Origin of the sequence: Kribbella sp. NPDC003557 (genome assembly GCF_040610805.1) — a bacterium.
Taxonomy (GTDB): Bacteria; Actinomycetota; Actinomycetes; order Propionibacteriales; family Kribbellaceae; genus Kribbella.
Genome location: NZ_JBEXMY010000014.1, coordinates 13,498 through 32,614 on the forward strand (window position 1 = coordinate 13,498; position 19,117 = coordinate 32,614).

Genomic DNA, 19,117 nt, shown 5'->3' on the forward strand with positions numbered 1-19,117 from the left:
TGGCCCTGGGGAATGTCGAGCCCCCGGCGGCGGTTGCCCCTACGGTCGGCACGTCGTCTCCCGACGTTACGGCTGGCCATCGTGAACTCCCTGTTTTGACAATCAGTTCCAGTTAAATGAAAATGATTGTCATGAGATCTGGTCTTCGAGCTGCTGTCGCCGGCGCCACTGCCCTGGCCGCCCTCACCCTGGCCGGGTGCGGCGGCTCCGCCAACGACTCCGGTGGCGGCAAGCTCGACGTCGTGGCTTCGTTCTACCCGCTCGAGTTCATCGCCCGCACAGTGGGGGGCGACGCGGTGAACGTCACCACCCTGACCGCGCCCGGTGTGGAGCCGCACGACCTCGAGCTGACCCCCAAGCAGGTCGGCGAGATCGCCGAGGCGAAGCTGGTCGTCTTCGAGAAGGATCTGCAGCCCGCCGTCGACGAGGCCGTCGAGCAGAACGCGAAGGACGCCGGCTTCGACGTCGCGCCGGCCGCCCAGCTCGAGGCCACCGGCGCCGACTTCGAGGAGCACGAGGAGGGCGCCGAGGCGGCCGCGCACAAGGACGGCGCCCTCGACCCGCACTTCTGGCTCGACCCGGTGCGCTACGCGGCGGTCGTGAAGGCGGTCGAGGACCGGCTGGTCAGCGTCGACAGCGCCAACGCCGCGGGGTACCGCGAGCGCGCCAAGGCGCTGCTCGACCAGGTCGGCAAGCTCGACACCGACTACAGGACCGGTCTGGCGAACTGCACACTGAAGACGTTCGTGACCAGCCACGAGGCGTTCGCCTACCTCGCGAAGCGATACGGTCTGACGATGGTCGGGATCGCCGGGTTCACGCCCGACGCGGAGCCGGCGCCGGCCCGGATCAAGGAGGTCCAGGACATCGTGAAGGCCCAGCACGTGACGACCATCTTCTACGAGGAGCTGGTCAGTCCGAAGGTGGCCGAGACGATCGCGAAGGACGTCGGCGTCAAGACCGCCGTGCTGAGCCCGATCGAGGGCCTGTCGGACGCCAACTCCCAGGAGACCTACCTGACCCTGATGCGGCGGAACCTGCAAGAGCTACAGAAAGCGAACGGCTGCTCGTGACAGTTGAACAGGCCAAGGCCGTCCAGGTCGCCGATCTCTCGGTCGACCTGGGCGGCCGCCTGGTGCTTCGGGGCATCGACCTGCGGATCCGCCAGGGCGAGGTGGTCGCCGTGCTCGGCACCAACGGCTCCGGCAAGTCCACGCTGATCAAGACCGTGGTCGGGCTGCTGCCGGCGGCCCGCGGCGAGGTCCGGCTGTTCGGGACGCCGGTCCCCCGGTTCCGCGACTGGCGCCGGGTCGGGTACGTGCCGCAGCGCATCACCGCGGCCGGCGGCGTACCGGCGACGGTGTACGAGGTGGTGTCGTCCGGCCTGCTGTCGAAGCGGCGGCTGTTCACGCCGCTCGGCGCCGCCGGCAAGCAGGCGATCGAGGAGGCCCTGCAGGTCGTCGACATGGCCGACCGGCGCAAGGACGCGGTCGCCGAGCTGTCCGGCGGGCAGCAGCAGCGGGTGCTGATCGCGCGCGCCCTGGTGTCCGACCCCGAGCTGCTGATCCTCGACGAGCCGACGGCCGGGGTCGACCTGGCCAGCCAGCAGATCTTCGCCGACGCGATCCGGGAGCGGGTCGCGCGCGGCACGACCGTGGTGATGGTGAGCCACGACCTCGGCCCGATGGACGCCCTGATCGACCGCTCGGTCGTGATGCGCCGCGGCCGCATCGTGTACGACGGTCCCCCGCACGCCTCGCAGACGCACGCCCACGTCCACCACTCGCACACCACCGACGACGAACCGGGGTGGCTCCCGTCATGACCATGTTCCAGCTGGAGTTCATGCAGCGGGCCCTGATCGCGGGCCTGCTCACCGGGCTGTCGGCGCCCGCCATCGGGACGTATCTGGTGCAGCGGCGGCTGTCGCTGATGGGTGACGGCATCGGTCACATCGCGATCACCGGTGTGGCGCTCGGTCTGCTGACCGGGAGCGCACCGGTGCTGACCGCGATCATCGTGTCGATCGCCGGCGCGACCGCCATCGAACTGGTCCGCGCCCGCGGCAAGGCCACAGGCGACGTAGCACTCGCTCTGCTCTTCTACGGCGGTATCGCGGGCGGTGTGCTGCTCATCGGGCTGGCAGGTCAGGGCGCAGCCACGCTGAACACCTACCTGTTCGGTTCACTCACCACGGTCTCCCAGAGCGACCTGTACGTCGTGGTTGGCCTGGCCATCGCCGTACTGGTCGTAGCGATCGGCCTGGGCCCGCAGCTGTTCGCCGTGTGCCAGGACGAGGAGTTCGCCCGCACGACGGGACTCCGGGTCCAGCTGCTCAACCTGGTGATCGCTGTCATGGCCGCGGTCACTGTGACGGTCGCGATGCGCACTGTGGGGCTGCTACTGGTCAGCGCGCTCATGGTGGTCCCGGTCGCGACGGCGCAGCAGGTGACGCGTTCGTTCCGCAGTACGTTCATCACCGCGTGCGTGATCGGTGTAGCCGCCTGTCTGGCCGGGATCGTCACGTCGTACAACGCGGATGTCGCGCCCGGGGCAACCATCGTCGTACTGGCGCTGGCCGGGTTCGTGGTGGCGGCGACGGTCGGGACGCTGCTGCGACGGCGGGCCGGCCGGGCGCGTCCGCTCGCGGACGAGGAGCCGGAGATCGGCGTGCCGACGCCGGAGCCGCATGTGGTGAGTGCCGGGCACCCGCACGCGCACAACCCGGAGTGCGGGCACAAGAAGGTCGAGCACGGCGACCACGTCGACTACGTGCACGACGGTCACCTGCACGCGGCACACGGTGACCACTGGGACGAGCACTGATGCAGCAACAGGTTGCTGACTTCTGAGAGACTGGACGGCGGTAAAGACATGACAGGAGGAACGGTGGCTATCGGGACACGCTCGACCCGTCAGCGCGCGGCGGTCGCGCACGCGCTCGACAAGATCGACGACTTCCGGACCGCCCAGGAGATCCACCAGGAGCTCCGGTCCGCCGGTGAGGCCGTCGGCCTGACCACTGTCTACCGCACCCTGCAGGCGCTCGCGGACTCCCGCGAGGTCGACGTCCTGCGCACCGCCGACGGCGAAACCGCCTACCGGCGCTGCTCGAAGGGTCACCACCATCACCTGGTCTGCCGCAACTGCGGCCGGACCGTCGAGGTCGAAGGCCCGGCCGTCGAGCGGTGGGCCGACAAGGTCGCGGCCGAGCACGGGTACGCCGACGTCAGCCACACCCTGGAGATCTTCGGCACCTGCGCGGAGTGCCAGCGGGCGTGACGTAGGTCACCTTTGCCTTCGAGCGCACTCGAAGGCATACCGTCGTGGACATGACCGCGACCGAGGTACTGGAGCCGATCGACCGGGACCTGCTGTGCCTGCTCGAGCTGCCGGACGATCTGCCCGAGCAGCTGTCGATCGCCGAAGCCTCCGAGCTCACCGGCCTCACCGCGCACACCCTGCGGTACTACGAGCGGATCGGCCTGCTCGACGTACGCCGGGACGCCGCCGGCTATCGCAGCTACGACGAGCGGGCGATGGCGCGGATCGTGTTCATCAGCAGGCTGCGTGCCTCCGGGATGTCCATCGGCACGATCAGCCACTACCTGGAGCTGGTTCACGAGGGCGAGCACACCGCGCCGCAGCGGCTCGCCCTGATGCAGGAGCACCGCGAGCGGATCCAGCGGCAGCTGCGCGATCTGCAGCTCGCCCTCGCGGTGACCGACTACAAGATCACCGTGTACGGCGGCACCGCCGTTCCGTAACCGGACCGCGCCGCGCGACTGATAAACTGACCGCAGTAAGCCTTCCGTACCGGACTCTTCCGGCGGGAGGCTTTTCTGCGTTTCCGACCCCCTTCGAAGGAGACCAATGTCCGATCTTCTGGTGCGCCGTGTGGAGGCCTCCGACCGACCCGTGATGGAGCGGTTGTGGTTGATGTTCCGCCACGACATGTCCGAGTTCCAGGGCCAGCTCCCGCGCCCCGACGGCAGCTACCGCACCGAGTGGCTGGAGAACGTCCTCACCGGTCACGCCGAGTGGGCCGGGTACCTCATCTGTCTCGGTGAGAACCCGGTCGGGTTCTGCTTCATGCGCGCACTGCAGCAGCCGGTTCACGTGCTGAACGCGTTCTTCATGGTGCGTCCTGTCCGTCGCGGCGGCTTCGGGCTGCGGGCGGTCCAGGAGGTGCTGTCACATCACCCCGGCCCGTGCGAGGTCGCGTTCCAGGCCAACAACGAGAAGGCGGTCAGGTTCTGGCAGCGGGTCGCGACCGAGATCTCCGGCGACGTGTGGACCCAGGAGGCCCGGCCGATCGCCGGCAAGCCGGACGCGGAGCCGGACCTCTGGATCTCATTCCAGGTCTGACGGCAGGCCGAACGACGCGAACAGCGTCTGGTCGAAGAACGTGACGTTGTGGGTGATCCCGGCCTTGGTGGCGGCGAAGACCTGCAGGCTGTGCGCGTGGTACCGCCCGTCGTCGCCGCGTGCGTAGGCGCCGACGGCGGGCTGACCGTTCGCCACCGTGGGCAGCAGCCGCCAGGCCGGGCCACGCATCGCGTACACCCGCTCGATGAATCCGCCGTACGCGTCGCGGCCCACGAACCACAGCGGCGCCGGCGGCATCTCCAGCACGACCCGCTCGGCGAGCATCGTCTTGAGCGCTTCGACGTCGGCGGCCTCGAAGGCGCGCACGTAGTCCTCGACGGCCGTGCGGATCTCCCGATCGGTCGGCTCGTCGACGTCGTCCTCGTGCAGGTCGACCTCGGCGAGGCGCGCCCGGGCACGTTGCAGGGCGCTGTTCACCGAGGCCGGCGTCGTGTCGAGCGCGTCGGCGACGTCGGCGGCGGACCAGTCCAGCACATCCCGCAGTACCAGCACTGCTCGCTGCCGTGCGGGCAGGTACTGCATCGCCGCGATCAACGCCAGTCGCAGGCTGCCCTTGGCCGACAACACGGCCGCCGGGTCGGTCGGGAACGGCTGCAGCCACGGAACATCGAGGGCCGGCTCGATCGGCGCCTGCGGGTCGGTCGCGGCTCCGACGAGGCCGGACGGGAGGGCCCGGCGGCCGCGGCCCTTCAGCGCGGTGAGGCAGGCGTTGGTCGCGATCCGGTACAGCCACGTCCGCAGCGAGGCGCGCTCGGCGTCGTACGTGTCGATCGCCCGCCACGCGCGCAGCATCGTCTCCTGGACCAGATCCTCGGCGTCGTGGAGCGATCCGAGCAGGCGGTAGCAGTGCGCCAGCAGCTCCCGCCGGTACGGCTCGAAGTCCTCCACGGTCAGAAGACGACGACCGAGCGCAGCACGTCCCCGTGATGCATCTTCGCGAAAGCCTCCTCGACCTCGTCCAGCGCGATCGTCTCGGAGACGAAGCTGTCCAGCGGCAGGCGGCCCTGGAGATGGAGGTCGATCAGCATCGGGAAGTCGCGGGTCGGCAGGCAGTCGCCGTACCAGCTCGACTTGAGCGAACCGCCGCGGCCGAAGAAGTCCAGCAGCGGCATCTCCAGGCGCATGTCCGGCGTCGGTACGCCGACCAGGACGACCGTGCCGGCCAGGTCGCGGGCGTAGAACGCCTGCTTCCAGGTCTCGGGCCGGCCGACCGCGTCGATCACGACGTCGGCGCCGAACCCGCCGGTGAGGTCCTGCACCGCCGCGACGACCCCGTCGTGGTCGAGGGACTTCGAGTTGACCGTGTGCGTGGCGCCGAGCTCCTGCGCGGTGGCGAGCTTGCGCTCGTCGATGTCGATCGCGATCACCTTCGCGGCCCCGGCGAGGCGGGCGCCGACCAGGGCCGCCGTACCCACACCGCCCGAACCGATGACGGCGACCGTGTCACCGCGGCCCACGTCGGCGGTGTTGAGCGCGGCGCCGAGGCCGGCCATCACACCGCACCCGAGCAGGCCCGCGACCTCGGGCTTCGCCGCCGGGTCGACCTTCGTGCACTGCCCGGCCGCGACCAGGGTCTTCTCCGCGAACGCTCCGATGCCGAGCGCCGGGCTCAGCTCGGTGCCGTCGGCGAGCGTCATCTTCTGCTTGGCGTTGTGCGTGTTGAAGCAGTACCAGGGCCGGCCGCGCAGGCAGGCGCGGCAGTTGCCGCAGACCGCCCGCCAGTTCAGTACGACGAAGTCGCCCGGCTGGACGTCGGTGACGCCCTCGCCGACCGCCTCCACGATGCCCGCGGCCTCGTGCCCGAGCAGGAACGGGAACTCGTCGTTGATCCCGCCCTCGCGGTAGTGCAGATCCGTGTGGCAGACCCCGCACGCCTGCACCTGCACGACCGCCTCGCCCGGACCCGGGTCCGGGATCGTGATCTGTTCGATCGACACCGGCGCACCCTTGCCCGCCGCCACCACACCACGCACCGTCTGAGCCATTCCCCGAACCTAACCGTCCCGGGCCACTCCCGTCAGCCCCCTTCGGCGTGTACCGCTGTCCACCGGTCGGGGGACAGCCGGTCCGTCGGCCGGTGCTCCCCGGGCCAGGCCTCCGGCCGTCAGGGTTGGGGTATGGAGAACGACGACGCAGTGAGGGTGCGCGGTCTGGTCAAGCGGTACCCGGACAAGGTGGCGGTCGACGGGGTCGACCTGGACATCCACCGGGGCGAGGTGTTCGCCCTGCTCGGGCCGAACGGGGCCGGGAAGACGACGACCACGGAGATTCTGGAGGGGTATCGCCGGGCCGACGAGGGTGAGGTCAGCGTGCTGGGCACCGACCCGGCGCACGGGGACCGGTACTGGCGGGCGCGGCTCGGGATCGTCGCGCAGACGACCCGGGACGAGGCGGTGCTGTCGGTCACGGAGATGATCAGGCACTTCGCCGGGTACTACCCGAGCCCGCGCGACCCCGACGAGGTGATCGCCGCGGTCGGGCTCGAGGAGAAGCGCAGGACCCGCGTACGCAACCTGTCCGGCGGGCAGCGTCGCCGCCTGGACGTGGCGCTCGGCGTGATCGGCAACCCGGAGCTGCTGTTCCTGGACGAGCCGACCACCGGGTTCGACCCGGAGGCGCGGCGCCAGTTCTGGACGCTGATCGAGGAGCTCCGGACCGAGGGCACCACGATCCTCCTCACCACCCACTACCTCGACGAGGCCGAGCACCTGGCCGACCGGGTCGGCGTGATCGCCGACGGCCGGATGGTCGAGGTCGCGACGCCGGACACGCTCGGCGGCCGCGGCGCCCGCACCGCGCGCGTCTCCTGGCTGACCGCGGACGGCCCGCGCGAGATCCGCACCGACCGGCCGACCGCCGAGATCGCCCGGCTGATGGCCGAGTACGACGGCGCGGAAGTGCCCGAGCTGCAGGTCCGGCGACCGAGCCTGGAAGACATCTACCTGGAACTGATCGGGGCGACCGCAGACTCGTCTGCCGCTCCGGAACCGGAAGGAGCACTCGCGTGAGCCGCGCAGTGAGCCCTGAAGTGCGCACCGTACTGCCGTCGCCGCTGAAGGTCGGCCTGTCCCGCACCGGGATCGAGGTGAAGGAGTTCTTCCGCGAGCGCGAGCAGCTGATCTTCACGTTCTTCTTCCCGATCATCTTCCTCGGCATCTTCTCCGCCGTGTTCAGCGGCACCGACTTCTCCGGCGGCGTCACGGCCGCGACCTACTTCACCCCGGGGATGATTGCCTCCGGCATCTTCCTGACCAGCTTCCAGTCGCTGGCCATCGCGATCGCGATCGAGCGCGACCAGGACGTCCTCAAGCGGCTCCGCGGTACGCCGATGTCGCCGCAGTCGTACTTCATCGGCAAGATCGGCATGGTCCTGGTCACCTCCGTGCTGCAGTTCGCGCTGCTGCTGACGATCGCCGGCCTGCTGCTCGGCGTCGCCGTCCCGTCGTCGCCGGAGAAGTGGCTGAACTTCCTGTGGATCTTCGTGCTCGGCACCGCGTCCGGCTCGGTACTCGGCATCGCGTTCTCGGTGGTCCCGAAGTCCGGCCGGGCGGCGTCCGCGGTGGTCACGCCGGTGGTTCTGCTGCTGCAGTTCATCTCCGGTGTGTACTTCGTCTACAGCAGCCTGCCCGCGTGGATGCGGACGGTGTCGGAGTTCTTCCCGCTGAAGTGGCTCGCGCAGGGCATGCGGTCGGTGTTCCTGCCCGACGGGTACGAGGTGAACGAGCCGGGCGGGTCCTGGCAGCTCGGGACCGGCGCGATCGTGCTCACCGTCTGGCTGCTCGTCGGCCTGTTCCTCGCCCAGCGGCTGTTCCGCTGGACCCGGCGGGACGCGGGCTGATGGACCGGCCCGCCTGGACCGGACCCCGTGTCTGGATCCGGGTGTGGAGGATGATGGGGTCCGTGCAGAGCTCTCGCGACGGTGCCGGCCAACCCGTCTGGACACGGACGCTGATCGGCTGGCACATCGTTTTCTGGGTGCTGCTCGGGATGACGCTGGCGCTGTCGTTCACCGGGGATCTCGGCGCGACACGGCAGGCGGTGTACGCCGGCGCGGTCGTGGCGCTCGCCGCGGCGTACCAGTTCATCGGGCTGCCCGCGATCCGGTCCCGGCGGGCGCTCCCGTCGTACGCCTATCGGCTGCTGCTGATCGGGTGCCTGATGGTGCTGATCGGGATCTACCCGCAGTCGGTGTTCCTGATGTTCATCGCGTCGGCGCAGATCTGGCTGCTGTGCGAGGACATCCGCGAGGGCGTCGGCCTCAGCCTGCTGCTGGTGGTCGGCGTCGGGACGGCGCAGTTGTGGAGCGCCGGGTGGGGCTGGGACGCGTTCTGGGAGATCCTGCCGTGGATGCTGGTCAGTCTCGTGGTCAGCCTGCTGTTCGGGATCTGGATCGAGAAGGTGATCACCCAGAGCCAGCAGCGCGCCGAGCTGATCGAGCAACTCGAGTCGGCGCGGGACGAGCTCGCCGAGGCGCACCACAGCGCCGGGGTGATGGCCGAGCGGGAGCGGATGGCGCGCGAGATCCACGACACGCTCGCGCAGGGGATGACGTCGATCGTGATGCTCGCGCAGGCCGCCGCCGTCGAGCTGTCCCGCGGCGGGGCCGACGGCGCGGCGGCCCGGCTGTCGGCGATCGAGGACACCGCGCGGGAGAACCTGGCCGAGGCGCGGGCGTTGGTTGCCGCGTTCACCCCGGTTGCGTTGTCCGAGGCAACCTTGACCGAGGTACTGCGCCGGCAGGCGGAGCGGTTCGCCGCGGAGACCGGGGTCGACGTACAGGTCGCGCTGGACCTACCGGACGACGAGGTGGCCGCGCTGCCGCAGGCGCAGCAGGTCGTGCTGCTGCGGTCGGCGCAGGAAGCGCTGGCGAACGTCCGCAAGCACGCGGCGGCCACGCAGGTGCTGATCACGCTCGGATTGTCCGAGGGCCGGGTGTGGATCGAGATCCGCGACGACGGATCCGGGTTCACGCCGGGGTCGGTGTCCGGCGGCTTCGGGCTCAGCGCCATGCGCGGGCGGGTCGAGGAGTCCGGCGGAACCGTCGAGGTGGAGAGCACGCCCGGTCACGGCACCCGGGTGCAGGTCCTGATTCCGGCAGTGCAGGAGGATGTGTGATTCGGGTACTGGTGGTCGACGATCACCCCGTCGTACGGTCCGGGCTGAGCGGGATGCTCGCGGTCACCGACGACATCTCGGTCGTCGGCGAAGCGGGCGACGGCGCGGAGGCGCTGGCTTTGGTCGAGTCGACAGGCCCCGACGTCGTCCTGATGGATCTGCGGATGCCGCGGATGGACGGCGTGGCAGCGACCGGCGCGATCGTGTCCGGTTACCCGTCGACGCGGGTGCTGGTGCTGACGACGTACGACACCGACACGGAGATCCTGCACGCGGTCGAGGCCGGCGCGGCGGGATACCTGCTGAAGGACACCCCGCATGCTGAGCTGCTGAACGGGATCCGCGCCGCCGCGCGCGGTGAGACCGTCCTCGCACCGCCGGTCGCTGCGCGGCTGATGTCGCGTCTGCGGACACCGGCCACGCCCGCGGCGGCGCAGCCGTCACCGCGCGAACTCGAGGTGCTGGCCGCGGTGGCCCGCGGGCTCAGCAACGCCGAGATCGGTCGCGAACTGTTCATCGGCGAGGCCACGGTCAAGACGCATCTCCAGCGGCTGTTCGCCAAGCTCGACGTCGACGACCGGACGCGCGCCGTCACCGTCGCGATCGAACGAGGCCTGCTGCCGTCGCCCGGACGCTGACCTGCTGCAGCGCCCGTGGCTGGCAAGCTGAGCTGCTTCAGCGCTCGTGGTTGGCGAGCTGAGCTGCTTCAGCGCTCGTGGCTGGTATCCGAGGCCTGGTGCGCCAACCGTAGGCGCGGGTCCTGGGCGCCGTTGCCTGGCTCGGCGGTGGTTCGGTCACCGGTCTGCGCGGCCGCCGGCGTGGGGTTCAGCCCGGCACGCATCGCATCCGCGAGCTCGGCCTGCTCGTGGCCGTACTGCGCCATCTCCTCGACGTTCTGCCGCTCAGCCACGAGGCCGTCCCGTACCGATCCCAAACCTTCCTGGGTCTTGGACACGTCGTCCTTCAGCGATTCGCCGGTCTCCCTGATCGCGGTGGACAGCCGGTACCTGTCGACGTCCATCTGCACGCGCCCGAACTGCTGCGCGGCGCCCTTCGCGTCCTCGAGGTGGTTGCTCGCCGTCCGCAGTCCGGTGTCCGCGTCCGCGGTGAGGGTCCGGAGGTGGTGCAGCCTCGAGCGCAATCCCTCTGCCGTGGCGCGGGACTCGGGAAAGGTCCCGAGCGTGTCGACGTCGCCGAGTGCCTCGTCCAGCGCACTCCCGCTCAGCTGGAGATCGTGCCGGAACTCGGCGAGCTGCTCCTGGGCGGCGTTCATCCGCCGCACGATGTCCTGCCCTTCCTCCTGTGCATACCCGAACGGGCGCAGTACGTCGCCGCGCGCCTCGCGTGCGCTCTCGGCGTCACGCGGGTCCTGGGTGCGGTCCGCCATCCGGCGCTGCACCTCGGCCTCGAACTCGGCCTCCTGGACCCGCTCGGCCGCCCCCGACAGCGACCGGACGTCCTCCATCCTGGCCTGCAGCAGCCGGCCGAAGTTCTCGCCGCTCAGCGCGTCGGCCGAGTTCTCGAGCACGATCCGGGCCCGGCGCATCGTCTGCGCCACCCGGTCGGTGAGGATCGCGATGTCGTTCTCGTTCGCCATCAGTACTGGTCCTCCGCCGGGTGCTGGGTCTGGTGCTGCGCCGGAGCCTGGTTCGGGTACTGCGCCGGAGCCTGCGTCGGGTGCTGCGCCGCTTGCTGGGCCTGATGCTGGGTCTGCTGCTGCGCCGGGTGCTGGGCCGCTTGCTGGGCCGCTTGCTGGGCCTGGTGCTGGGCCTGGTGCTGGGCCTGGTGCTGGGCCTGGTGCTGGGCCTGGTGCTGGGTCTGGTGCTGCGCGGGGTGCGGTGTCGTCTGCTGTGCCTCGGGCTGCGTCGCTCGGCGTGCCTCGGCCAGGCGGCGGTCGTCCTCGGCCAGACCGGCGCGCAGCTTCTCGGCCACCTTCCGGACCTGCTCCTGCGCGGCGCGTAGCTCCCGCTCGACAACCTGCTGCGGGGTCTCGTCCGTCGGCTGGTCCTGCACGCTGCATCACCCGTTCATGTCGTTGACACTTGCAACGAGCCTAGACGCTACCGGGGTGAATCCGGTTCCCCCGCCGTGACCTCGTTCGGCACCGCACCGCCGTACCGCCGGTCCCGCTGCGCGTAGATCTCGATTGCCCGCCACAGGTCGCGGCGGTCGAAGTCCGGCCACAGCGTGTCCAGGAACACCATCTCGGCGTACGCCAGCTGCCACACCAAGAAGTTGCTCGTCCGCTGCTCCCCCGACGACCGCACGAACAGGTCCACCTCGGGGATGTCCGGCGCGTACAGGTGCCGGGCGATCGTCTGCTCGGAGATCCGGTCCGGCTTCAGCTTGCCCTCGGCAACCTCCCGCGCGATCGACCGCATCGCGTCCGCCAGCTCCGCCCGGCCGCCGTAGTTCACGCAGAACTGCAGCGTGATCGTGTCGTTGTGCTTGGTCCGCTCCTGCGCGTACTCCAGCTCGTCGATCACGCTCTTCCACAACCGCGGCCGCCGCCCCGACCACACGACCCGGACCCCCATCGCGTCCAGCTCGTCCCGCCGCCGGTGGATCACCTCCCGGTTGAACCCCATCAGGAACCGCACCTCGTCAGGCGACCGCGCCCAGTTCTCGGTCGAGAACGCGTACGCCGAGATGTACTTCACCCCGATCTCGATCCCGCCCTTGATCACATCCAGCAGGCTCGCCTCACCCGCCTTGTGCCCCTCGGTCCGAGCCAGCCCCCGCTGCTTGGCCCACCGCCCGTTCCCATCCATCACGATCGCCACATGCCGCGGCACCAGCTCCAGCGGAATTGCCGGCGGCCGCGCCCCGGAAGGATGCGGCTCCGGCGCCACCACCGCCTTCCGCTCCGGCACCCCCACCAACCCACGACCCCGACGACGACCAATAGGCGACATACCCCGAAGTCTCCCACCCACCCCACGAACACGAAGCAGGCACCGGTCTGGGACGAACGGGCGCGTACCGGGGTGGAGCCGGTGGCCGCGTGACGACGCACGGGTAAGGACGTACGGGCGAGAGGCACGGGGCGAGGAGGCACGTGTAAGCACGTACGGAGGTGAGGACGATCGGTTGAGTTCGTACGGGTTGATTCGGCAGACGGCTGATCAGCCCAGCGCGGTGCTACGGGCGGCTCCTCCGTCGCCGTCCTACGCGCCGCTCCCACCCACCCCGTGCTTAGCGCGCGAGTGCGCGCTACCGCGCGGCGACCGCCCGCTCCACACACCTACCGCCCTTACCGAACAGCTCCTGGATCCCGCTCCGCCACGCACGCCGGCGCCGACAACCAACGACTCCCCCCAGGCCTTGCCTCGCCCGCTCAGCGCCCTACCGCGAGGCTCCCTGTCACCTGGTCCAGCTTGCGCAGCGCCGACCGTCAGTGCAGCAACCTGCAACCTCTGGATAACCACCCCGTCGAACACTCCCTGTATGCCACGCTTACACCAACAGCGCCCAAGATCGGAGCAAAAACCACGTGCCGCGCCGCTCGTCAACCAGAGCCGCGTTTGCGGCTCTCTGCGCCCTGCTGGCGCTCACAGCCTGCACCGGATCGCCGGAGGCGGGCCAACCGCACACGGCGCCGCCACCAACGACGTCGCCGACCCCGTCGCCGACACCTTCTGGACAGAGTTGGACACCGGCTGAGCAGTCGGCGATCGCAACAGCGAAGAAGCAGTACGCGGTTGCCCGCGCTGCGATCGACGTTGCCTTGACGTCACCTGCCACGGCAGACGAGGCCAGATTGGCCAGCGCCGGCAACGGAGGTGCGTGGATGACCACGGTGTTGCAGGACCTCGCCACTTTCCAGGAATACGGCTGGTACGCCACCGGCCACACCAAGGTCACGACCATCCAGGTGTCTTCCGTCAACCTCAAACTGGAGCAGCCCGAGGTCCGGCTCATCAACTGCATCGACAGCTCTGCGATCGTCATCCGCTCCCAGGCCGACAACAAGCCGGTGACTAGCGGCGCCGGGGCCAAGACACACAAGAAGGTGTCGTCGCGCGTTGTCTATGCACCGTCCGCGACGGGTGGCGGGAAACGCTGGAGGTTGGTCACCGAGCAGGAGGTGGGCGTATGTCTTTGACTCAGCAGGCGTCCAGTCAGCGGCGGATCGGCGAAGCCGTTCTCATCTCGTGGATCCTGTCGGTGGTCAGGCCACGGCTGCCAACGCTGAGTGCTGACGGACGATCTGGGAATGCCTGGACTGATGAGTCAAAGGAAGGTGACCGGCGGGTGGGCCGGCGGTGATCGGGCCGGACGGCGTGCGAGAGGACATTTCACCGGCGCGTTCTGGATCTCGCAGCATGCGCTGGACGCGACACGTTCCGAGGGTTCGGTAAAGATCGAGCCGCTGCAGGACGGAGCTCCCGACCGGCCAGGTGGCGGATTCCGTCGCCATCGGACGCGACGTCCTCCGAAAGCGTGTCGCGGCCGGCGAGCATCCGTTCCGGTCGACGTACTAATGAACGGCGGTGTGTGAGGCCGGTCCTGTGCATCGGGGGTGGACTGCTAGTTGTCCACGTGACGGATATCCGGCGTTATCGAAACCCCTTTTTGGGTGACTTGCTCGGTCCTGTATCAGCCCAAGCTGGATTCTCGGATCGACCTGCTCGACGAGCATCCGCAGCAGGCGAACCGGGCGTTGACGGTGACCAGCAGAAGTCCACTCAGTACGCGGCGTTTGAAGCGGTCAGTGGGCCTGGGACTATGCAGGTTCTGGCGGAGGCTCCTGAGGCGTGGAGGACGACCGGTGGGCCGGGGCTCGAGTAGGGGTACGGAGTCGAACTGAACCAGTAGCGTGCGCGATCCGGAACCACATCTGGGATTGGTGGCATCCAGTCGGATAGCCTCAATCCTCGTTTCTAACCAAGACTGGCGCATAGTTCCCCACAGTCGAGCTGCCATGGGGGTTGGGGTCGGCGGTCAGGTCCAGTCCGGCGGAGTGTGGTCAGCTCAACGCGGCGCTACGGGCGACTTCTCCGTCGCCATCCTCTCCGCGGCTCCCATCCGCCCTGCGCTCAGCGCGCGACACCGCGCTGCCGCAGACGCCCGCACCGACCCATGTCTCTGGGCCTGGTCGTGGCGAAGCAACCGCTGCAGCCCGCGATACCGCGAGCCGTGACGCCCTACCACCACCAACGAGCAGCGAGCCCGACTCACCTCGCCCCGCGCGCCATTCCCACCCACCGCGGCTCCGCCACCGAGTCCACATGTGCACAGCGCCACCCGGCCGCAGACGCGCAAACTGTATACAAAGGTGGCCACTCTGTCGCGCCACGCCAACGCCCGCTCACCGAACGTCATTGCAGCAACCTGCAACCTGTGGACAACCCGCCTCGGCGAACACCCTCCGTATGCCACCCTTACACCAACAGCATCCAAGAACGGAGCCCCACCACATGCCCCGCCGACCGGCCCTCGTCTCCGCCACAGCAGCCCTCTGCGCCCTCACCGCGCTAACCGCCTGCCAGGGCTCCCCCGAGGCCGGCCGGCCGAACACCGCCCCCACAACTGCCTCCGTGACCCCTACGTCAGCGTCCACCGCACCATCAACTCCCACCTGGACCCCAGACGAGGAGGCCGCGATCACCGCCGCGAAGGCCCGCTTCGTGGCTGCCACCGCGGCTGCGGACCGAGCACTCACAAATCCCACGGCTCTCGATCGGAACGCGCTCGAAAAGGCAGGTCTCGGCAGTGACCGGAGCCTCGAGGTAGTCGACCAGGCACGTTCACTCATAGAGCGCGGGTTGTACCAGACCGGCAGCGTGACCATTGTCACCACCAAAGCCACATCGGTGAAGCTCGACGGCGCGCAACCAGAGGTCGTCCTGACCAGTTGCCTCGACGCCTCAAAAGTGATCCTCAAGTTTCAGAAGGACGACAAACCCGTGCCTGTGTTGCCCGGCGGCACCGGACGTCGGCACGTGTTCCAGTCCCGCCTTGTCTACGCGGCATCGGCTTCGGGCGGCCTGAAGATGTGGTTCCTGATCTCTAACCAAGGCGGGGCGAAATGCTGAGCGGAGTACGACGCGGATGCGCAGCGTTCCTCGCCCTCTTGATGTTCGGAACCGCCGGCGCGACCGCATATGCGTACTACGAGCCACCCCCGGGGCCACCGCCCCGTCCCGGCGTCGAATGGCGCTGCGACGACTACGGATGCGGATGGATAGCGACCGGCTATGTGAAACCACCAGCCAAGCCTGATCGTCCCGGCTCCCCGGGGAAGAACACCAAGCAGACAAAGGTGAAGACCGTCTGTGAGTTCGACCCCGACGCACAGAAATGCCTGGACACGGTCCTCGGCGTGTGGTCGAACGAGCATGAGTGCTACCTGCGTCGCTCAGTGCCACAACCACCGTTCAGCGACCCCAGTTGGGCGGGCCATACAGACGGCAGCATCTGGGACTGCACGGTCGAGCGCGGTTACGACGAAGGTCGGCATCTCGTGATGAGGAAGGTGTGGCTGCCGGGCAGACCGGACGTGGTCGTCCCTGATCCCGAGGTTCTCGTGTACCGAGCCATCGCCGAGATGCGTCTGGCGCCGCCGATCATCAAGACAGCGCCGGCGCCCGGGCAGATCGGCTTGGTGAACATGCCGGTTTGGTTGTGGGTAACCAAGACGGAAGGCACCTGGGGGCCGATTGTCCGGAGTGCGAGCGTGCCGGGGTTGTCGGTTACGGCTACGGCTCGGGTGAAGGCGATTAACTGGGCTATGGGGGATGGGCAGACGGTTCGGTGTGAAGGGCCTGGGACGCCGTATGACAAGTCGATGGGGGTTAAGGCCTCGCCTACCTGTGGGCATCGGTATGTGAAGACCTCTCGGGAGCTTGCGAACTGCAAGTACCCGGTGACTGCGACTGCGCAGTGGGACATCACCTGGCAGAGCACCCTTGGAGACGGCGGGCAGATCTCCATGACTCAGGAGGCCTCGACGCAGTTGCGGATCGGTGAAGCCGTGCCGGTGCTCGTGGATCCGGATGGGGGCGACGCCGTTGCGCCTTCCCAAGGCCCCTGCTGAAGGGTTTCAGCTGCCGCCGGGGGTTAGGTCTAGGTGGGGTAGGGAGCGGAGTTGGTTGTCTTGGTGGTAGGTGAAGAAGGCGGCTATCAGGCCGGTGGATTCTCGGCGGGTTCTGGGGTCGGCTTGGAGGGCTGTGGGCCAGTCGCCGGTGAGGAGGGCGGCCAGGTGGGTGACTGTGGTGGGGGACGGCATGGCTGAGGCGGGTGGGCGGCAGGAGGTGCAGACCATGCCGCCGGCGGCGGGGTTGAAGGCTCGGTGGGGGCCTGGTTCGCCGCAGCGGGCGCAGTCGTCGAAGGACGGGGCGTAGCCGGAGATCGCCAGAGACCTCAACAAGAACGAGTCCAGGACGAGGGCCGGTTCGCGTTCGCCGGTGGACAGGACGCGGAGTGCGCCGGCCAGGAGCAGGTACTGCTGGACGGCCGGCTCCTTCTCCTCGACGACCAGGCGGTCGGCGGTCTCGAGCAGGACGGTGCCCACCGTGTACCGGGCGTAGTCCCCCACGATGCCCTCGCCGTACGCGGCGATCGACTCGGCCTGGGTGACGACATCCAGGGTGCGGCCGGTGGCGAGCTGCAGGTCGACGTGGCTGAACGGCTCCAGCCGGGCGCCGAACCGTGACGACGTCCGCCGGACCCCTTTGGCGACCGAGCGGACCTTGCCGTTGGCTCGGGTCAGCAGCGTGGCGATCCGGTCCGCCTCACCCAGCTTCTGGGTGCGCAGCACGATCGCCTGATCCCGGTAGAGCGGCACGTCAGTAGTGTCTCACTGAGCGCGGACATACTCCTCGAGCCCGGTCGGTTCGGCCCCGGTGAGATCGCGCACCGCGGTCGTCACCCCGGAGAGCTCCCCGCTGGCGATGGCGGCGTACGACGTGACCCAGCCGGCCACCTCCCACGCCGGAGCGCCGTACGGCTCCCGCGACCGGTACGCCTCGTCCAGCGTCTCCGGCTCGTACCGCACCTTGCGCCCCCAGGCGTCCGTCAGCACCGCCGCCGCCTCGGCCAGCGTGAACGCGGCCGGCCCGGTCAGGTCGTAGGTGGCGCCGGAATGCCCGTCGGACGTCAGCACCGCGGCCGCGACCGCCGCCACGTCGTTCCGGGCGACCGCGGCCACCCGCCCGTCCCCCGCCGGGCCGCGGATCACGCCGTCCGACCCTACGAACCCGGGCACGAAGTCGAGGTAGATGTTGTCCCGCAGGAACGTGAAGTCGACCCCGACAGACCGGATGTGCTGCTCGGTGTGCCAGTGGTCCCGCGCGAACGTGAACGTCGCGCCGGGCGCCGCCCCGACGAACGAGGTGTACACGATCCGCTGCACACCCGCCGCCACCGCCGCGTCGATCGTGGCCTTGTGCAACGCCACCCGGTCCGCCGACTCGCTCGCGCTGACCAGTAACAGTACGTCGACACCCTCGAAAGCGGACAGCAGCGCGGCATGCTCGCCGTACGCCGCCTGCGCGACCGAGGCGCCCGGCACCGACGGAGCCCGCGCCGGGTCCCGCACGATCAACCGCAGCGGTACGCCGGTCAGCCGCGCGACGATCCGCGACCCGAGCTGTCCGGTCGAACCGGTGACGCCGATCACTTGCCCACCAGGTCCATCCCACCCTGCTGGTACCGCTGCCCCGCCACCGCGTCCGGCGGGAAGGCCGCGTCCAGCTCGGCCAGCTCCTCAGCGCTCAGCGAAACATCGACCGCGCCGAGGTTCTCCGCGAGGTACGACCGCCGCTTCGTCCCCGGGATCGGCGCGACGTCATTGCCCTGGGCAAGCAGCCAGGCGAGCGCGAGCTGCCCCGGCGTGACGCCCTTCGAAGCGGCCAGAGACTGGACCGCAGCGACCAGGTCCAGGTTCCGCTGGAAGTTCTCGCCCTGGAACCGCGGCAGCCCGCGCCGCATGTCGTCCTCGGGAAAGTCGGCAGGAGACTTGATCTGCCCGGTGAGGAACCCGCGCCCGAGCGGGCTGAACGGCACGAACCCGATGCCGAGCTCGCGCAGCGTCGGCAGGACGACGGTCTCCGGGTCCCGGGTCCACAGCGACCACTCGCTCTGGACGGCACTGATCGGATGCACCGCGTGCGCCGCGCGGACCGTCTCACCGTTCACCTCGGACAACCCGAGGTACCGCACCTTGCCCGCCTCGACCGCGGCGGCCATCGCGCCGACGGTCTCCTCGATCGGGACCTGCGGGTCGCGCCGGTGCAGGTACCACAGGTCGATGTAGTCGACGCCCAGCCGACGCAGCGAGGCGTCGAGGGCCTGCGCGGCGTACTCCGGCGAGCCGTCCACCACGGTCGGGACCGCCGAGGCGGAGGCCGGCTTCTTGAAGCCGAACTTCGTCGCGAGCACCACCTGGTCGCGGCGGCCGGCGAGCGCGCGGCCGACGAGCTCCTCGTTCTCGCCGTCGCCGTACACGTCGGCGGTGTCGATGAAGGTGCAGCCCGCGTCGATGGCCGCGTGCAGCGTCGCGACGGACTCGGAGTCGTCGGCGCGGACGCCGTACGACTGGGACATGCCCATGCAGCCGAGGCCGAGGCAGGAAACGGTCAGGTCACCGAGCTGGGATTCACGCATGCCC

21 protein-coding genes are annotated in these 19,117 nt (G+C 69.4%); 13 read left to right on the forward strand and 8 right to left on the reverse strand.

What is annotated here, in order from left to right; genetic code table 11:
* Positions 1–131: 131 nt before the first annotated feature.
* The 6 genes from ABZW60_RS39180 to ABZW60_RS39205 all read left to right on the forward strand — a co-directional run bounded on the left by ABZW60_RS39180 (position 132) and on the right by ABZW60_RS39205 (position 4,368).
* Positions 132–1,073 (forward strand): metal ABC transporter substrate-binding protein, encoded by a 942-nt coding sequence (locus tag ABZW60_RS39180; RefSeq protein ID WP_355485729.1) that lies wholly within the window; start codon positions 132–134, stop codon positions 1,071–1,073.
* Entirely contained in the window at positions 1,070–1,825 is a 756-nt protein-coding gene (locus ABZW60_RS39185; RefSeq protein ID WP_355485730.1) for a metal ABC transporter ATP-binding protein, read from the forward strand. The genes ABZW60_RS39180 and ABZW60_RS39185 overlap by 4 nt, the downstream gene beginning before the upstream one ends.
* A complete protein-coding gene (locus ABZW60_RS39190) occupies positions 1,822–2,826 on the forward strand; it encodes a metal ABC transporter permease (RefSeq protein ID WP_355485731.1) in 1,005 nt (334 codons plus the stop codon). The genes ABZW60_RS39185 and ABZW60_RS39190 overlap by 4 nt, the downstream gene beginning before the upstream one ends.
* Before the next feature lie 63 nt (positions 2,827–2,889).
* Complete coding sequence (locus ABZW60_RS39195; RefSeq protein WP_355485732.1) at positions 2,890–3,282, forward strand: Fur family transcriptional regulator; 393 nt, start codon at positions 2,890–2,892, stop codon at positions 3,280–3,282.
* Positions 3,283–3,332: 50 nt separating this feature from the next.
* Entirely contained in the window at positions 3,333–3,767 is a 435-nt protein-coding gene (locus ABZW60_RS39200) for a MerR family transcriptional regulator (protein WP_355485733.1), read from the forward strand.
* A 106-nt stretch (positions 3,768–3,873) separates the two neighbouring features.
* On the forward strand, positions 3,874–4,368 hold the full coding sequence (locus ABZW60_RS39205) for a GNAT family N-acetyltransferase (protein WP_355485734.1): 495 nt from the start codon (positions 3,874–3,876) through the stop codon (positions 4,366–4,368).
* Here ABZW60_RS39205 and ABZW60_RS39210 read toward each other — a convergent pair.
* Both ABZW60_RS39210 and ABZW60_RS39215 read right to left on the reverse strand, forming a co-directional pair.
* Positions 4,354–5,277 carry a sigma-70 family RNA polymerase sigma factor gene (locus ABZW60_RS39210; RefSeq protein ID WP_355485735.1) on the reverse strand — a complete coding sequence of 308 codons (924 nt, stop codon included), beginning with the start codon at positions 5,275–5,277 and terminating at the stop codon, positions 4,354–4,356. The genes ABZW60_RS39205 and ABZW60_RS39210 overlap by 15 nt on opposite strands.
* Positions 5,278–5,279: 2 nt before the next feature.
* Positions 5,280–6,374 carry an S-(hydroxymethyl)mycothiol dehydrogenase gene (locus tag ABZW60_RS39215; protein WP_355485736.1) on the reverse strand — a complete coding sequence of 365 codons (1,095 nt, stop codon included), beginning with the start codon at positions 6,372–6,374 and terminating at the stop codon, positions 5,280–5,282.
* 132 nt (positions 6,375–6,506) lie between these two features.
* Between ABZW60_RS39215 and ABZW60_RS39220 the strand changes: the two genes are divergently transcribed.
* From ABZW60_RS39220 to ABZW60_RS39235, 4 genes are read left to right on the forward strand one after another with little or no spacing between them, the layout of a single operon-like run.
* Positions 6,507–7,397, forward strand: a complete 891-nt coding sequence (locus ABZW60_RS39220; protein ID WP_355485737.1) for an ABC transporter ATP-binding protein — start codon at positions 6,507–6,509, stop codon at positions 7,395–7,397.
* Complete coding sequence (locus tag ABZW60_RS39225) at positions 7,394–8,227, forward strand: ABC transporter permease (protein WP_355485738.1); 834 nt, start codon at positions 7,394–7,396, stop codon at positions 8,225–8,227. Before ABZW60_RS39220 ends, ABZW60_RS39225 begins: the two co-directional genes overlap by 4 nt.
* A 53-nt stretch (positions 8,228–8,280) precedes the next feature.
* The gene (locus ABZW60_RS39230) at positions 8,281–9,504 is read left to right on the forward strand and encodes a sensor histidine kinase (protein ID WP_355485855.1); all 1,224 of its coding nucleotides are present in this window, start codon (positions 8,281–8,283) and stop codon (positions 9,502–9,504) included.
* Complete coding sequence (locus ABZW60_RS39235) at positions 9,501–10,142, forward strand: response regulator transcription factor (RefSeq protein ID WP_355485739.1); 642 nt, start codon at positions 9,501–9,503, stop codon at positions 10,140–10,142. The genes ABZW60_RS39230 and ABZW60_RS39235 overlap by 4 nt, the downstream gene beginning before the upstream one ends.
* A gap of 68 nt (positions 10,143–10,210) precedes the next feature.
* Here the strand turns inward: ABZW60_RS39235 and ABZW60_RS39240 are convergent, their stop codons facing one another.
* From ABZW60_RS39240 to ABZW60_RS39250, 3 genes are read right to left on the reverse strand one after another with little or no spacing between them, the layout of a single operon-like run.
* Positions 10,211–11,101 carry a hypothetical protein gene (locus ABZW60_RS39240; protein WP_355485740.1) on the reverse strand — a complete coding sequence of 297 codons (891 nt, stop codon included), beginning with the start codon at positions 11,099–11,101 and terminating at the stop codon, positions 10,211–10,213.
* A complete protein-coding gene (locus ABZW60_RS39245) occupies positions 11,101–11,517 on the reverse strand; it encodes a hypothetical protein (RefSeq protein ID WP_355485741.1) in 417 nt (138 codons plus the stop codon). Before ABZW60_RS39245 ends, ABZW60_RS39240 begins: the two co-directional genes overlap by 1 nt.
* 47 nt (positions 11,518–11,564) lie before the next feature.
* Complete coding sequence (locus ABZW60_RS39250) at positions 11,565–12,419, reverse strand: isoprenyl transferase (protein ID WP_355485742.1); 855 nt, start codon at positions 12,417–12,419, stop codon at positions 11,565–11,567.
* A gap of 875 nt (positions 12,420–13,294) precedes the next feature.
* On the opposite strand from ABZW60_RS39250, the gene ABZW60_RS39255 reads away from it, so the two are divergent.
* From ABZW60_RS39255 to ABZW60_RS39265, 3 genes are all read left to right on the forward strand, one after another.
* The gene (locus ABZW60_RS39255; RefSeq protein WP_355485743.1) at positions 13,295–13,609 is read left to right on the forward strand and encodes a hypothetical protein; all 315 of its coding nucleotides are present in this window, start codon (positions 13,295–13,297) and stop codon (positions 13,607–13,609) included.
* A gap of 1,681 nt (positions 13,610–15,290) precedes the next feature.
* On the forward strand, positions 15,291–15,542 hold the full coding sequence (locus ABZW60_RS39260; protein WP_355485744.1) for a hypothetical protein: 252 nt from the start codon (positions 15,291–15,293) through the stop codon (positions 15,540–15,542).
* Complete coding sequence (locus ABZW60_RS39265; protein WP_355485745.1) at positions 15,536–16,543, forward strand: hypothetical protein; 1,008 nt, start codon at positions 15,536–15,538, stop codon at positions 16,541–16,543. Before ABZW60_RS39260 ends, ABZW60_RS39265 begins: the two co-directional genes overlap by 7 nt.
* Positions 16,544–16,549: 6 nt before the next feature.
* On the opposite strand, the gene recO is transcribed toward ABZW60_RS39265, so the two are convergent.
* Genes recO through ABZW60_RS39280 form a run of 3 tightly spaced genes read right to left on the reverse strand, consistent with a single transcriptional unit; the run spans position 16,550 to position 19,113 of the window.
* Complete coding sequence (recO, locus tag ABZW60_RS39270) at positions 16,550–17,293, reverse strand: DNA repair protein RecO (protein ID WP_355485746.1); 744 nt, start codon at positions 17,291–17,293, stop codon at positions 16,550–16,552.
* Between the two features lie 12 nt (positions 17,294–17,305).
* The gene (locus ABZW60_RS39275; protein ID WP_355485747.1) at positions 17,306–18,127 is read right to left on the reverse strand and encodes an SDR family oxidoreductase; all 822 of its coding nucleotides are present in this window, start codon (positions 18,125–18,127) and stop codon (positions 17,306–17,308) included.
* The gene (locus ABZW60_RS39280; RefSeq protein ID WP_355485748.1) at positions 18,124–19,113 is read right to left on the reverse strand and encodes an aldo/keto reductase; all 990 of its coding nucleotides are present in this window, start codon (positions 19,111–19,113) and stop codon (positions 18,124–18,126) included. Before ABZW60_RS39280 ends, ABZW60_RS39275 begins: the two co-directional genes overlap by 4 nt.
* Between the last annotated feature and the right edge of the window lie 4 nt (positions 19,114–19,117).